Below are 14,847 nucleotides of genomic sequence, written 5' to 3' on the forward strand. Positions count from 1 at the left end.
GCTCTGGCAGCATTTCGCCATGGCGCGTGCGGGTGGTGAGCTCAAGGCCTGGCTGGCGGGGCTCGACGATGCTCAGATTCATCAACTGCTGCGGATCCCGGGGCCGTTGGTCTTCCGGGCCAGGCTCTCGCTGCGGCGTGACAGTCTCCGGTTCAGCCGTCGTGAGGTTCGCTCTGTGCGTGCCTGGCTCAGGCGGGCCCAGATCCGTGATCTCAAGCAGATCGCCGACACCGCGGCCGCTTTCGCCGGGCTTCTGGTGGGGCATGCCCAGAATCACCCGACGGAGGTTCTTCGCGAGCCCGATCTCGACACCCTTGATTCGGTGATCGGTTCGCTGCCGCCCGTGCTGGCCCGGCTCACCCTTCACTCCATGGTCATGGAGGACGGCAACCCCCGGCAGATCCTGGTCGAGCAGCACTGGGAGCAGTTGATGGAAGCCGCCGATCGTCCGGGGGACGACTTTTCGTTCGGGCCGGGCGGCGGGGTTCACGCCGATGCGGACGTCACCGATATCGACGTCACCGATGCCGATTCGGACGCCGATGCGGACACGGACGCGGACAGCGGGGAGACTGAGGACGGTGCCGGTGTTCATCTGCGGCTGCCGATCGGCGAGTTGGGGGATGCTGTGATGCGCGACGACGCCGAGGCCGAGACCGAGACCGACGGGATGGGCGGCACCGGGCCTGCTGATGCGCTGCATGCTCTTCGTTCGCGTGCTTCCGAACTCGTCGATGTTCTCGGGCTGGCCGCCGAGCGGGTGGGCGATGGGCTCGATCTGCCTCAGCAACTGCTGGAGCAGGCTGCCGCCTGGCCTGTCGCCCGGGTCGGCATGGCTGATCTCGTTCGAGAGGCCGGTCGTGAGTGGGGCGTCGAGGAGGGGTTCCGCGAACTCCAAGTGATCGTCCAGGAGTTACGGGACCAGGAGGAGCGGGAGGCTCAGCGCGGTCGTCGGCTCGCCATGCTTCTGGAGCAGCGGGAAGGTCTGCTGCCGCTTGTGGAGCGGGCCGCCGCGCAGGGTGGGAGTGGGCCCTATCTCGACTCCCTTCGGGTGACTCTCCAGACCCTTGATGAGGAGATCGCCGGTCTTGGCGACGGTGCCGCCACGGCTCCCGTCGAGGAGAGCCCGGAGAGCCCGGTGAGCGCGGAGAGCCCGGTGGATCTGGTGGATCCGGTGGATCCGGTCGAGGCCGCCGCTCCCCCCGTTGATCTGGCTGCCGACGGCGCTCCCGTCGACGTACTGATCCCTGCACCTCGTCCTCCCCTCGACGTACCCAGCAGCACCGACGAACGCCCCGATGACCTTCAGCCGCCGGCGCCCGAGGCCGACCCCCTCCCCGAGGCCGACGACAACGGCGCGCCCGAAGACGACGACGCCACCGAAGCCGTGGCAGAACCCGACGGTCCCCACACTCCCCCAACCCCCGAAGCCCCACCGGCACCCGAACCCCCCGCAGCCCCGGAACCCCCGCAAACCCCCGAGCCCCCCAACACCCCCGAACCCCCCACCGAGACCTACCTCCCCTGGCACTCCCCCACCCCCCAAGCCCCCACCCCCGTAGAGCGACTCGTCCGCGCCGCCCGCTTCGCCGAGGCCTACTGGATGACCCTCGGGTCCGCCGAGCCGCTCTACCGAGCCGAGTGTCTGGCGTTCGCCGATGCCGCGTTCTCCTGTGTCACCCCCGAGGACGCCACGCCGGTGATGACCCGGTTCACGCCCGACCTCGACAAGGTGCAGGGCGACCGGGCGGCGCTGGTGCTGGCCGCTGTCGCCTCCGCGCGTGCCGGGCTGGTCGTCGGGTGGCCGAACGATCTGCTGTTGCAGACCGATCCTTCGTCCGCGCTGGACGGACCCTGGGCGGAACTGCTGGAAGCCGTGATCGAGGTGCTGCGGCGCTACCAGCGAGTGGACCCGGGCACGTTGCACCCCGTCGGTGACACCGATCCCGTCCTCACCCGCTCCGGTGTCGCCGAGGAGGCCGATCAGCTCCGGGTCGAGCTTCCGCGGCGCAAGATCGGCTACGCCCGCGCCACCCAGGTGCAGAACCTGCTGATGCGTCCCGAGCAGCCCCTCGGCCATGCCCTGGAGGCCGTCCACGACTGGGCCTCCGGGAAGGCGGACGCCTCGGTGCTGGACAAGGTCTGGCAGGTGTTCCGCAAGCGGGACTCGTCCGAGCGGATCATCGAGGAGGCCGACGCCGCCATCCGCACGCCCAAGCAGGCCAAGGAGCCGATCGAGGCCAAGGCCAAGCGGGCGCTGCTCAACCGGATCGAGCAGGTGGCCACTCTGCTGTCCCGGGCGCGTGCACTGGCCGCGCCGGAGGTGGAGGAGCGCAGCGACACCGTGACCGCGCTGAGTCATGCCCTCGGTCAGGTGCAGGGGCTCGACACCCTGCCGGGGGTGGAGGGTGCCGCCCTGCTGTGTCTGCGGCGCTGGCTGGAGGGGGAGCTGCGTTCGGCGGGCTCCCGGCCGCCCCTCTCCGTACGTCCCGCCGTCCCCGACGACGACACCGACACCCACACCGGCACCGACACGGGCACCGGCACCGGCACCGGCACCGGCACCGGCACAAGCAGCCGCACGGAGACCGAAGTCCCGCTCGCCACCGACGAGTTCGCCCCCGGCCCCGAGGCACTGCTCGCCGCCCCCGAGCTGCCCCGCACCCCCGACGGGACGCCCGACCCGACCGCTCCTGGCTTCGCCGCGGCCGTCGCCTCGCTGCTGGAGCCGGTGGACACGCCCGCGGTGGTGACCGCCTACGCCGAGCGTGGTGATCTGCATCTGGCCGACGCGCTGGTCGACGCCCTGGAACTGGGACTGGTTCCGGCCGCCGCCGGGGGTGCGGAGGGGCTGCCGTCCGGGTGGCGGGGGCTGCGGGACGCCCAGTGGGCGCGCTGGTCGAACATCCGGTCGGAGACACACCGTATCGCCGCCGGGCTGCTCGCCGAACTGCGCACCCAGCAGAGCCTCGACGAGCTGACCGAACGCGAACTCGTCGGGCGGCTTGAGCAGTTGGAGCAGCCCGAGCCCGACGGGGCCTTCCGGGTCACGGTCGCGGAGATACGACGGCTGGAGGACGACCTGCGCGCGCTCGTCGACACGTATGTACGGCGGCTGCGCGACCAGTTGGAGAGGCTCACGCTCTCCGAGAAGGACCACAAGCGGATCACCAGCCTGCTGGAGGCGGGCGACACCGTCACCGCCGAGGAGTGCCTGGCGCTGCTGCGCAAGGGCGACGCCCTGCCGGACTGGAGCGGCGCGGACCTGGGCGGGGAACTGGACCGGTTCGTCGCGGGGCTGGGTGCCGTCTCGCCCGTCAAGGCGGGGCAGCAGGGGTACTCGGCGCTGCCGTGGGCCGAGCACTACGCGGACGGGCAGCCGCTCACCGAGGGCGCCTTGGCGGGTCTGGAGTCGTGGGACGCGCTGAGCAAGCCGTCCACGCGGGGTGCGGAGTGGCAGAAGCATGTGCCCGCGGTGCTGCGGCTGCTGGGACTGGAGGGCGGACGTCCGCCGACGCGGGACGACGGTCGTCAGGTCCGGGGCATCTTCCGGCTGAGCGCGAAGGTCCGGGCCGGTGAGAGCGTTCCGGGCTACGTCGCCGAACTCGGCTCCGCCGCCACGGCGTACACCGTGCTGGTGGTGTCGGACGAGCAACGCGGGCGCAGTCCGCTGGAGTTGCTGGACCGCGGGGACACCGGGGCGTGCCTCATCCTCTACCTCTACCCGCTGGGACTGACGGGGCGGCGGGCCATGGCGCAGCACGCGCGGACCTCCGTGCCGCAGGCCCTGGTCGTCGACCCCGCCGTGTTCGGGTGGGTGGCGGCGCGTTCGCCGCGGTCGTTCCGCGCCGTGCAGCGGGTGACACTGCCGTGGAGCGGCTTCAACCCGTACACCCCGTTTGTGGCGGGGCTCGTACCGCCCGAGGTGTTCTACGGCCGTACCCGTGAGATGGCCGCCGTCACCGACCCGCTCGGTGCCCTGTTCCTCTACGGCGGACGGCAGTTGGGCAAGTCGGCGCTGCTGCGCAAGGTCGAGGCCGATTTCCCCTCCGCCCCCGACCGCAAGGCCGTGTATCTGGATCTCAAGGCGCGCGGCGTCGGCGAGGCCGAGCCCGCCGAGCGGATCTGGCCCGTGCTGGCGGCCGAGTTGCGGCGGGTGGGTGTCGTCGGGCCGAAGGTGTCCACGACGGTGTCGCCCGATGTGCTGCTGGAGCAGGTGCGGCGCTGGCTGGAGGAGAACCGTGAGCGGCGGGTGCTGGTGCTCGCCGACGAGGCGGACGCCTTCCTGACCGCCGACTCCAAGGCGGTGCGCGGCAGCGGCGGGGAGGGCACGTTCGCCAATGTGGCGCAGCTCAAGGGGCTGATGGACAGCACCGACCGTCGTTTCAAGGTGGTGTTCGCCGGGCTGCACCAGGTGCAGCGGTTCAGCCGTCTGTCCAATGTGCCGCTGGCGCACGGCGGTGAGGAGCTGATCGGTCCGCTCAAGCCGGCCGAGGCCCAGCGGCTGGTGGTGGAGCCGATGGCGGCGTTCGGGTACCGCTTCGAGCGTCCGGAGCTGGTGTGGCGGGTGCTGGCAGCGACCAACTACCAGGCGTGCCTGGTGCAGATCTTCTGCGAGCGGCTGGTCACCGCGCTGCGCGAGAAACCGCTGGGTTCGGCGCAGTGGCCGATCACCGTCACGGAGGAGGACATCCGCGGGGTGACGGGCTCGGCCGACGTGCACCGGCACATCGCCGAGCGGCTGCGGCTGACCATCAACCTGGAGGACCGCTACCGGGTGCTCGCGCTGCTCATCGCGCTGCGCAGCCAGGCCGACGGCTTCCATCTCGGGTACGACGCCGACGAGTTGCTCAGCGAGGCCAAGCGGAACTGGCCGGACGGGTTCCGTCGGCTGACCGCCAGCGACGTGAAGATCTACCTGGAGGAGATGGTGGGCCTCGGGCTGCTGATCCAGCAGGCCGACCGGCGTCACTACGCGGTGCGCAGCCCCAATGTGGTGCATATGCTGGGCACCCGGGAGGACCTCGAACTGGAGCTGCGGCAGACCGAGTTCAGCCTCCCCTACGACTACAACCCGCGCTTCTCGCGGCGGCTGCTCGGCACCGACCGCTCCTCGGGCGTCAGCCGCTACAGCCCGCTCACCGAGCAGCAGTTGTACGAGGCGACGAGCCCCGGACTGACCCTGGTCTGCCTCACCAAGGCACACGGGCCGGAGCTGGTGGTACCCGCCGTCCGGACCTACGCCGACGCACGCGGCCTGACCGTGCACACCACCGCGCCGGACACCCTCGTCGACCTGCTCACCCGCGCCACCCGCGACAAGGGCCCCGGCGTGGTCGTCGCCGACCTGCGCTACTGCGGCCTCGACACGCTCGGGCAGGCCCTGGAGCGGCTGCATCAGCACACCGTCGGCGCCAAGGGGACGCCGCAGCGCGCAGCGATCGCCCTGGTCGACCCGAGGGCCCAGGGCGTCCTCGGGGACGAGCGCGCCGCCCGGGTGCTGCGGCCGGAGCGGTGGAACACCGACAGTCTGCGGGCCTGGCCGGAGTGCCCGTTCGACACCCCGGACAAGCGGCGGCGGCTGATGGAGGCCACCGGCGGCTGGCCCAGCCTGGTCGAACGCACCGTCGACCTCGCCACCCGGGGCGGTGCCACCCTGGAGGCGGCGCTGGAGGCGACCCGGGCCCAGCACTCCCAGGAGAGCGTCGCCCGCGACCATCTCGACCGGGTCGAACTCGACGAGAACATGCGGGTCTCGCTGACCGCCTGGGTGCAGTACCTGGAGCCGGGCGAGCGGTGCAACGGCGCCGACATCGCGGCCGTCACCGATCTCGGCCTGGACGAGGTCCGCCGGTTCACCGACCGGCTCGCCGACCATGGCGTGCTGGACGACAGCGAGGAGGGGTACGCGCTCGATCCGGTCACCTTCCGGGCGCTGAACGCGGTGGGGCAGGGCTCTTGATCACCACCGCTTTCGTCGGCACTTCCACTGGCACCACCACCGGCATCGGCACGGGCACCGCCACCGACGTGACCGCCCTGCCCGGGGTCAGGATCTGGCTGAGCCGCCTGCTGACCGACCTGAACGGCGGCCGTAGCTGCCTGTGGCTGCTGCCGCGCACGCTGCTGGAGGGCCCGAACAGCCCCGCCGGGCACCTGCTCGACGAACTGCTGCACGAGCTGCCCGACTTCATCCTCCTGCCACCGGACGACCCGACGGCACCGCAGCCTGTCCGTTCCCAGGCAATAGCCCAACTCCCGCCCCCGGAGAGGTGGTCGGGTCTGGCACCGGTCCTCGATTACGACGACGGCCTGCCGGACTTCGCCTCCATGGCCGTCCCACCGCCGGTGGAGACGGCCGCCCCCTCGGCCACAGCCCTTCCCACCCCGGCCGAGGCACTGGCCGGGTTACTGGAACGGCTGTCGAAGGAGCTGGAGTCGGCCTTCCACGACCGGATGCCGGCGGCAAGGACGACCGGGACGACCGGTGACGACGACACGGCCGGAGACGTCCTCACCCGCCTCACCGGCAGCCGTAGCGACCACCAGGGTGGCCACCCGAGCGGCTACCGGGCAGAGACCAGACCGGTGATCGTACGGGCCTGGCGCGAACCGGTGCCGTCGGCCGCCGCGGATCTGCTGCGCCGTCTTGTCGCCACCGGCAAGGAAGCCGGGCTGCCGCCCAAACGGGGTCCCCGCGCCCTGGTCGTGGCGTCCACCGAGGACGTACCGCCTGGCCTGCCCGAGCAGTTGGCGCGCGAGGACATCGCGGTCCACTGGTGGTGGGGCGTGATCGGCCGCCTGGACACGGCCACGGTGGTGGCCCTGTCCCGCCCGCCGCTGCACTCCACGGCGGACCGCCACCACCTCCACGAAGCGGTCACCCAGGCCACGATCACCGAGATCTGCGGCCCGTTCCTCGACGCGGCGGCGGCGCTGGCCGCGCACTGGAAGGACGGCCGTCTGGAGACGCTGCCGGACGCGCTCCGTGACGTACTGGCCGTACTCCCGGCTCCGGACGCGGCAGACACGGCGGTACCCGCGCACCGGCCCGAGGCGACCAGGAACCCGGGCCGACGCCCTGAGGAGAGCCTGCTGGCCGCCTGGAACACGGGTGCCGTGGAGAGCTGGGACGGCAGGCTCCGCATCCATCCGCACCAGGATCTCGGCCACGAGCATGTGGTGGCGGCGCGGGTCTGGCTGGCCCAGAACCACGTCCTGCTCCCGCTGCTGGACGACGCCCGCGAACGCTTCGCCGCCACGATGCGGCGCCGGACCCGTATCCCGCTCCCCCGTCTGGCGGAGGAGTACGGCCCGCCGGACACGACGTCCGAGCCGCTGCCGCCCGCCAAAGTCATCGACACCCTGGAACTGGGCGCCATGTGGGCCGCCCACTGCGACGGAGCCATCACCCTCACCCCCGCCGAACGCCACCACCTCCGCACCCTCCGCGACACCCGCAACCTCCTCGCCCACCGCAAACCCCTCGACGGCGACCATCTGCACCGCCTGATCAAGGAACTGTGCCGCTGAGGCGCCGCGGGCGCGGTGAGCGGCCGGTTCGGGCGTCGCATCTGCCTGCCGGCCGCGCGTGACGTCCGGGAGGGTGCTTGCATAACTTCCGGGAGGGGGCTTCGGTGGCCACCGTGCCGAGGCCGTGCAGGAATTGGACGGCGGCTACTGCCGCGGAGCCCCCGGGCGGATCAGCGGCCCGGGGGTTCCTCTGCGAGGTCAGCCTCCGGCCACGCCCGTCGACTCGAACGTCGCCATGTCCCGCAGGGCGCGTACGGCCGACTGCACCAGCGGCAGGGCCAGGACCGCGCCCGTGCCCTCGCCGAGGCGCAGGCCCAGGTCGACCAGGGGGTCGAGGCCGAGATGGCGCAGGGCGACGGTGTGGCCCGGTTCCACCGAGCGGTGTCCGGCCACGCAGGCGTCGACTGCCGCCGGGGCGAGGGCCGTTGCCACCAGGGCGGCCGAGGTGGCGATCACGCCGTCCAGGATCACCGGGATCCGGTGTGCGGCCGCGCCGAGGACGAAGCCCGCCAGCGCCGCGTGTTCCAGGCCGCCCACCGCCGACAGGACGCCCACCGGGTCCTTCGGGTCGGGGGTGTGCAGGGCCAGGGCCTTGCGGATCACGTCCACCTTGTGGCGCTGCGTCTCGTCGTCGATTCCCGCGCCGTGGCCGGTGACGGCGGCAACGTCCGCGCCGGTGAAGGTCGCTATCAGGGCCGAGGAGGGGGTGGTGTTGCCTATGCCCATGTCGCCGGTGAGGAGGCAGCGGTTACCGTCGGCAATCAGGCGCTCCGCCACCTCGATGCCGACCTCCAGCGCCTGGACGGCCTCCTCCCGCGTCATGGCGGGGGCCTCGGTGAAGTCCGCCGTGCCGTTGCGCACCCGGCGTTGCAGCAGGGCGTCCGGGGCGGCAACCGGCCAGTCGGGGGCCGGAGTTGCCACGCCCACGTCGACCACGACCACCTTGGCGCCGTTCTGCGCGGCCAGGGTGTTCACCGCCGCTCCCGAGGCGAGGAAGTTGGCGACCATCTGCGTCGTCACCTCCTGCGGCCAGACGGTGACGCCCTGGGCGTACACACCGTGGTCGGCGGCGAAGACGGCCACCGCCGCGGGTTCGGGCATCGGGGGCGGGCAGTAGCCGGAGAGCGCCGCCAGGCGGATCGACACCTGCTCCAGCAGGCCGAGCGAGCCCGGGGGCTTGGTGAGGTGACCCTGGCGGTCCTCGGCGGCGGCGTACGCCTCCGGGTCGGCGGGGGTGATGGCGGCCAGGGTGCGTTCCAGCAGGTCACCGGGGGTCGCAGGAGCGTCTGCGGGGGCGTGGGAACGTACGGGACCGGAGCCGGGCGACGGCGTCACGAAGGGAGTCCTTCCGGGTTCGACGGGTCTCCACGCCGCCGTGACGGGCCGCGCCAGCCAGTGTTCGCAACAGCCGTGTCGCAACAGCCGCCTGGTCGCGGGACGGGCGGAATATCCTGGCTCCCGGATCTCGGCGTCCGGCCCGCCCCGTGCCGCTCGCGCGGCCGGTACGGCCCGGACGGCGGCGCCTGCCTCCCGGCCTTCCCAGCAGCCGGCTCTCACCGGCCGCCAGTGGCCATCGAGGGGAGGCGGCTCCCCGGTCACAGTGGCGGGCCCGCCCCGGAATGGGGCCCTGTGGCCCGCACCGGAGTTCCTCCGCGTCCGTCACCGGCATCCTGCCATACGGCGCGCTCGGACTGCAGGGCGTGCAGAGCGTGTACGGCCCGCTCGGCTCGCATGGCCCGCGCGCCCCGCATGATCAGCATCAGCGAGGCTGCGGGCGGCGGCCGGGCGAGCGGCCCACGGACGGCCGCCTCTCGGGCAGGTAAGTGCCCCCGGTGAAGTCGCGTACGGTTCGGCAGCGCCCCCAAGGGGCGCGGGGCTGTGCCGACATGCGGCTCCGCCGCGACGGGGGTACCTCCCTGCTCGAACGAAGTTGAGAGCTTGGGGGAGCGACCAGCCACGACGGGCCCGCAGCCGATCGACGGCCCCATCGCGGCACTTCGGCGGAGCCGGCGGCGCTACTCCTTCGTCAGTGCCCGCGCCGTGCCCACCAGGGCCGTGCCGAGGCCGGTCAGGATGCCGCCCAGGCCCATGACCAGGGTGGTGAGGTGCCATGCCTGGTACGCCGACATCAGCGAGCCGCGCAGGGTCTCGCCCATGAACGCGGTCTGGCGCAGTTCGGTGAGCTTCTCCTCGTCCTCGCCGCCGCCTCCGGCCATCAGCTCGTTGCTGATCTCGGAGTAGGTGCGGCCGCCGGTGGCGTGGTTCAGGTGGTCCTTGATCAGCTCCGAGTAGGCGTACGCCGTCTGGCCGGTCTCCACCGTGCGGCCGGCGTACGAGGCGAGCTGCGGCGGCAGTCCGTGCTCGGGAAACGTGATCTTCTGGGCGGCCAGTTCGGTACGGATCTGCTTACGGCCCATACCGCCGCGCAGCAGCATGACGGGGCCCGCGGCCAGCAGGGCGGTCCCCGCCAAACCGGTCAGGGCCGCTATCCGCCGGTGCGTTCGGTCCATGAGATGCCTTTCTCGGCTCGGGTGGGTGAGGGTGGGGAAGAAAGATCAGGGGCGGCGCGTCAGCGGTGGCTGAGCAGGATCCGCCAGGCCGACGGACCGCGCTGGAGGTACTGCGCCGTGAAGTGGCCGCGGCTGCGGTCCTCGATCTGCGCGAGCAGGCGCAGCGGGTCGTGCGAGGCGACGAGGACCAGGGAACGTCCCACCGGTACGGCGTCCAAGGCGCCGAAGACGGTGCCGTGGCGCAGGGTGTGGGGGATCGCGCGGACGTCCAGTTCGGGGATGTCGACCTCCGCCTCGCCGCAGGTGCAGCCTCCGCCGCAGCCGCCACCGGCCGGCCTCGGCGCGGGCACCACCGACTCCAGCGCTACCGACCCGGGCGCGACCTGCACCGGCTCCGTCCACCCGGGCACGGCGGCCCGTGCCATCGCGGCCTCGGCCGCCGCCGCCTCCGCGGCACCCGCCTCCTTCTCGAAGGCGCGGTGCATGTCGGTCAGCAGCGCCGCCAGGTCGACACCCGGCATCACCGCGAGCAGCGGCAGGACCAGGCCGTTCTCCTTGGCCACGTGCTCCTCGACGAGCACCTGGAGCGCGCGGGCGTCGGACGCGGCGGTCAGCGGGGCCCCGGCCTCGCGCAGCGCGTCGACGAGGGCGGCGATCCGGCCGTGCTCGCCCATCAGGCTCTCGATCAGCAGCCGTCCGTCGGTGGTGCGGCGGGCGGTGGCGTAGAGCGTGGCCTCTTCGGCGGCGGTGTGCGGGAGCAGTTGGGTGTCGCAGAAGGAGACCAGGCCATGACGGATGCGGTCGGCCGCGGCGGCGTCCCGGTCGGCGGCCGCCAGCAGCGTCGCCACCCGGCCGGACAACTCCCCGGCCAGATGCGAGTGGTGCTCCTCCGCGGCGGCGAGCGCCGTCGCGTCCGCGGGACTCGCGGAAAGCGTGAGATCGCTCATGGCGGTCATGTCTCCAATGGTCGAGCAGGCAGGCAGAGCAGGCACGGCGGGGACGGCAGAAGGGGCAGGCGGAGCGAATCCTTCACGGTGTGCGGGACGTACGGCGGGTCTGCGGTGCGGGCTGCGGCGGGCGCTTCGGTCATGTCCCGGATCCCGCCATGTCCCGGTTCCCGTCATGTCGTCGGGCGGCCCCGTGCCGCGCCGCACCGTCCGGCCCCGCATGCGGCGCCGGACGTTTCTCGGGCCGCCGCCCGACCGCTGGCGACGTGCAGCGGGCGGCAGCCTCGATGTGACCGGACGGGTGGGTGCGGGCACGGCGATCCGCCGCGTCTCTCGGGGACGTACTGGTCGGGCAGACGAACCAGTGGTTCTCGGCGCCTCCGCACCGGTCACCCGCCAGCATCACCCGCCGTTCTGGCGGCTGCGTGGGCCGCGAGGTCCCGGGTACAGCGACCGGCGGTCCCGGATCAAGTGGGCCGACCGGCCCTGATGCAGGACCCCGGAATGGGGGCTTTGGGCCCGGGCCGTTCGCGGACGGGGAGGAATCGGGACACACCGGCACGGTGATCGCGTTCATGCGCCCTCCCGCTCCTCACGGCGCTTTTATACGATGCTAACTTGTTTTTACTCTGTTGATCGTTAGTACCTCGCAGAGAAACGACCCGACCCCTCCACCGCATCAATCCCCCGCTCGATCCACCGCTCCAACCCCCCGCACCCCGCACCAAACCCCCGCACCGAACCCCCGCACCACTTTGTCCCGAGGAGGACACATGGGGACACCCGACACCGTGGTTCCCTCCGCCACCGGAGAGCCCGACAGAGCCGGAAACGGCGCGAACGGCTTCCCCGGCGGCAAACGGCCCCGCATGATCGCGCGCGGCTGGATCCAGGCGGCGATCCTGGTGACCGCCGTCGGCTTCCTGGTCATGGGACTGCTCGCCATGCGCACCTACCAGGCCGAGCCGCCCATCCCGGACCGCGTGGTCACAGCGAGCGGCGAGCAGCTGTTCACCGGTGACGACATCCGGGAGGGCCAGAAGGCGTTCCTGCGCAACGGCCTCATGCAGTACGGCTCGATCTTCGGCCACGGCGCCTATCTGGGTCCCGACTTCACCGCCGATTACCTGCACCGCGCCGCCCAGTCGGTGCAGAAGGAGTACGCCGCCTCGGCCACCGACTCGGCCGACGCGCACGAGCGCACCGTCAAGGACTTCCGCACCAACCGCTACGACGACGGCACCAAGACGCTCGTCTGGTCAGACGCACAGGCCGACGCGTTCCCGAAGCTGGCCGCGCACTACGCCGACCTGCTCGGCCGCCCCGACGGGAAGCAGGGACTGCGCCCCAGCGCGATCACCGACCCGAAGACCATCCACCGGCTGACCGCCTACTTCGGATGGTCGGCCTGGGCGGCATCGGCCGAGCGGCCCGGCGAGAACTACAGCTACACCAACAACTGGCCGTCGGAGAAGCTGGTGGACAACCACCCCACCGGCCACACCATGACGTGGAGCGTGCTGTCGCTGATCTTCCTGCTGGTGGGCACCGGCGGACTGTTCGCCGCGTTCGGCCGCTGGAACTTCCTCGGCTGGCACGGCCGTGACCAGCGGATGCTGCGCTTCCACGCGCCGCGCGACGTGAAGCTCACCGCCGGACAGCGCACCACCGCCTGGTTCTTCTTCGTCATGGCCGCGCTCTTCCTGATCCAGTCGCTGCTCGGCGCGGCCACCCAGCACTACCGGGCCGACCTCGGCAGTTTCTTCGGCATCCCGCTCGACAGGCTGCTGCCGTACAACGTCACCCGGACCTGGCACACCCAGCTGGCGATCTTCTGGGTGGTCACCTCCTTCCTCGCCATCGGCATCTTCCTCGCGCCGCTGATCGCCCGCGGCTGGGAGCCCAAGAAGCAGGCGCTGCTGTCGTATCTGCTGCTCGGGGCGCTCGCGGTGGTCGTGTTCGGGTCGATGCTCGGTGAGCTCGCCGGTATCCGCGGCTGGTTCGGCGCCATGTGGAGCTGGCTGGGCGACCAGGGCTGGGAGTATCTGGACCTCGGGCGTCTGTGGCAGGTGCTGCTGGTCAGCGGTCTGGCCATCTGGGCGTTCATCCTCTTCCGCGGCCTGCGCCGCCGGCTGGCCGCCGAGAGCGTCGCGAACATGCCGTGGATGTTCTTCCTGGCCGCCCTCGCGCTGCCCGCGTTCTACGCCGTCGGCCTGGTGGCCTCGCCCGACTCCTCCTACACGGAGGCCGACTTCTGGCGGTTCATCGTCGTCCACCTGTGGGTGGAGGACTTCCTGGAGCTGTTCACCACCGTCACGGTCGCCTATCTGTTCGTGCTGCTCGGTGTGGTCCGCGAGCGGGTCGCGCTGGCCGTGATCTATCTCGACATCGTCCTGTACAGCGCCGGCGGCATCATCGGCACGATGCACCACCTGTACTTCTCCGGCGAACCGGCCGAGCACCTCGCTCTGGGCGCGATGTTCTCCGCGCTGGAGGTCGTGCCGCTGCTGTTCCTGACCGTCGAGGCCTGGAGCTTCCTCGGGCTCGGCGCCCGCAGGCACAGCCCCTCGTCGACGCCGTTCCCGCACCGCTGGGCCGTCATGTTCCTCGCCGCGGTGGGCTTCTGGAACTTCCTGGGCGCCGGTGTGTTCGGCTTCCTGATCAACCTGCCGATCGTGTCGTACTACGAGATAGGCACCGGCCTCACCGCCAACCACGCCCACGCGGCCATGATGGGTGTCTACGGCATGCTCGCCGTCGGCTTCGCCATGTTCGCACTGCGGTACCTCATCCCCGAGGAACGCTGGAGCGACAAGTGGCCACGCATCTCGTTCTGGTCCCTCAACCTGGGCCTGGCGTGGATGAGCTTCGCCACCCTGCTGCCCGGCGGCGCGCTCCAGCTCTACAAGGTTCTCGACGCCGGTTACGCCGACGCCCGCAGCCTCGGCTACCTCCAGGGCCACGCCAACACCGTGCTCGAATGGCTCCGGCTGCCCGGTGACGTGGTGTTCCTCGTCGGCGGTGTGCTGCCGCTGCTGTGGATGACCTGGCAGGGCGTGCGCTACCGCAACTCCGGCGCGAAGAACGCGGGTTCGGAGACCTCCGAGGCGGCAGCCGAGGCAGGCACGACTGCCGGCGAGGCGACGACCGCGTCCGCGACGGCCGTGTCCGGCACGACCGTCGACGACCTGGACTTCGCCGAGCAGGACCTGCTGTTCACCGAGATCGTGCCCGCAGAGGCCACCGCCGGCGGTCCGGAGGAGACATGAGCGGCGAGGTCGTCTTCGTAGCGCTCTACTCCGTCGTCCTGCTCGTCGTGGTCGGGGTGCTGGAGTTCTACGGCAGCCAGCCGACGAGCGCGTGGGCCTCGCAGGTCTTCGCCGGGTACCGGCGTGCCGTACCGGACGCACCGGAGCCCGCCGAGCAGACCGACTGGCCGCACTCGGAAGTGGGCCGCTTCCACCGGGTACTCTCGGCATTCGTGTCGGTGATCGCCGTCCTGCTGGTCGCGGCGACCCTGCTGTTCCACCACCGGCTGCTGGAGGCCCTCGCCCTGATTGCCGCGGGCGGACCGCACGCGTTGATCGCGTACCGGCTGCTACGGCGGCTGCGGCGGGCCCCCGCGGGGTCCACGGCCGCCGGGGCACCTGCCCCCGACGCGGGTGTGCGTGACGCGGGTGTGCGTGACGCGAGTGTGCGTGACGCGAGTGTGCGTGACGCGAGTGTGCGTGACGCGAGTGGCGCCGACCGGGGTGCCACCCCGGGACCCTCGGGGGTCACCCACGGTCCGAACAGGCCCGACTTCCCGCAGCAAGGCCCATAAGAGGGAATTTTTACGGAGGTATTCGAATAAACTA

General features: G+C 71.7%; 7 protein-coding genes. 4 read left to right on the forward strand and 3 right to left on the reverse strand.

Annotation, left to right across the window (positions count from 1 at the left end):
* Nucleotides 1–19: 19 nt before the first annotated feature.
* Together ACSYGN_RS13045 and ACSYGN_RS13050 are read left to right on the forward strand one after the other, a co-directional pair.
* Nucleotides 20–5,962, forward strand: a complete 5,943-nt coding sequence (locus tag ACSYGN_RS13045) for a hypothetical protein (protein ID WP_460395098.1) — start codon at nt 20–22, stop codon at nt 5,960–5,962.
* Nucleotides 5,959–7,533: a hypothetical protein gene (locus tag ACSYGN_RS13050; RefSeq protein WP_460395100.1), complete on the forward strand. Its 1,575-nt coding sequence runs from the start codon at nt 5,959–5,961 to the stop codon at nt 7,531–7,533. Before ACSYGN_RS13045 ends, ACSYGN_RS13050 begins: the two co-directional genes overlap by 4 nt.
* A 198-nt stretch (nt 7,534–7,731) precedes the next feature.
* Here the strand turns inward: ACSYGN_RS13050 and cobT are convergent, their stop codons facing one another.
* The 3 genes from cobT to ACSYGN_RS13065 all read right to left on the reverse strand — a co-directional run bounded on the left by cobT (nt 7,732) and on the right by ACSYGN_RS13065 (nt 10,999).
* Nucleotides 7,732–8,868 (reverse strand): nicotinate-nucleotide--dimethylbenzimidazole phosphoribosyltransferase, encoded by a 1,137-nt coding sequence (gene cobT, locus ACSYGN_RS13055; protein ID WP_460395102.1) that lies wholly within the window; start codon nt 8,866–8,868, stop codon nt 7,732–7,734.
* 680 nt (nt 8,869–9,548) lie between these two features.
* Complete coding sequence (locus ACSYGN_RS13060; RefSeq protein WP_460395104.1) at nt 9,549–10,043, reverse strand: hypothetical protein; 495 nt, start codon at nt 10,041–10,043, stop codon at nt 9,549–9,551.
* Between the two features lie 59 nt (nt 10,044–10,102).
* Nucleotides 10,103–10,999: a DUF2249 domain-containing protein gene (locus ACSYGN_RS13065; protein WP_460395106.1), complete on the reverse strand. Its 897-nt coding sequence runs from the start codon at nt 10,997–10,999 to the stop codon at nt 10,103–10,105.
* Nucleotides 11,000–11,763: 764 nt separating this feature from the next.
* Here ACSYGN_RS13065 and ACSYGN_RS13070 point away from each other — a divergent pair.
* Nucleotides 11,764–14,259 carry a nitric-oxide reductase large subunit gene (locus tag ACSYGN_RS13070; RefSeq protein ID WP_460395108.1) on the forward strand — a complete coding sequence of 832 codons (2,496 nt, stop codon included), beginning with the start codon at nt 11,764–11,766 and terminating at the stop codon, nt 14,257–14,259.
* Nucleotides 14,256–14,813, forward strand: coding sequence for a hypothetical protein (locus tag ACSYGN_RS13075; protein WP_460395110.1), 558 nt, complete (start codon nt 14,256–14,258; stop codon nt 14,811–14,813). The genes ACSYGN_RS13070 and ACSYGN_RS13075 overlap by 4 nt, the downstream gene beginning before the upstream one ends.
* Nucleotides 14,814–14,847: the final 34 nt, after the last annotated feature.

The organism is Streptomyces sp. YIM S03343 (assembly GCF_054729195.1).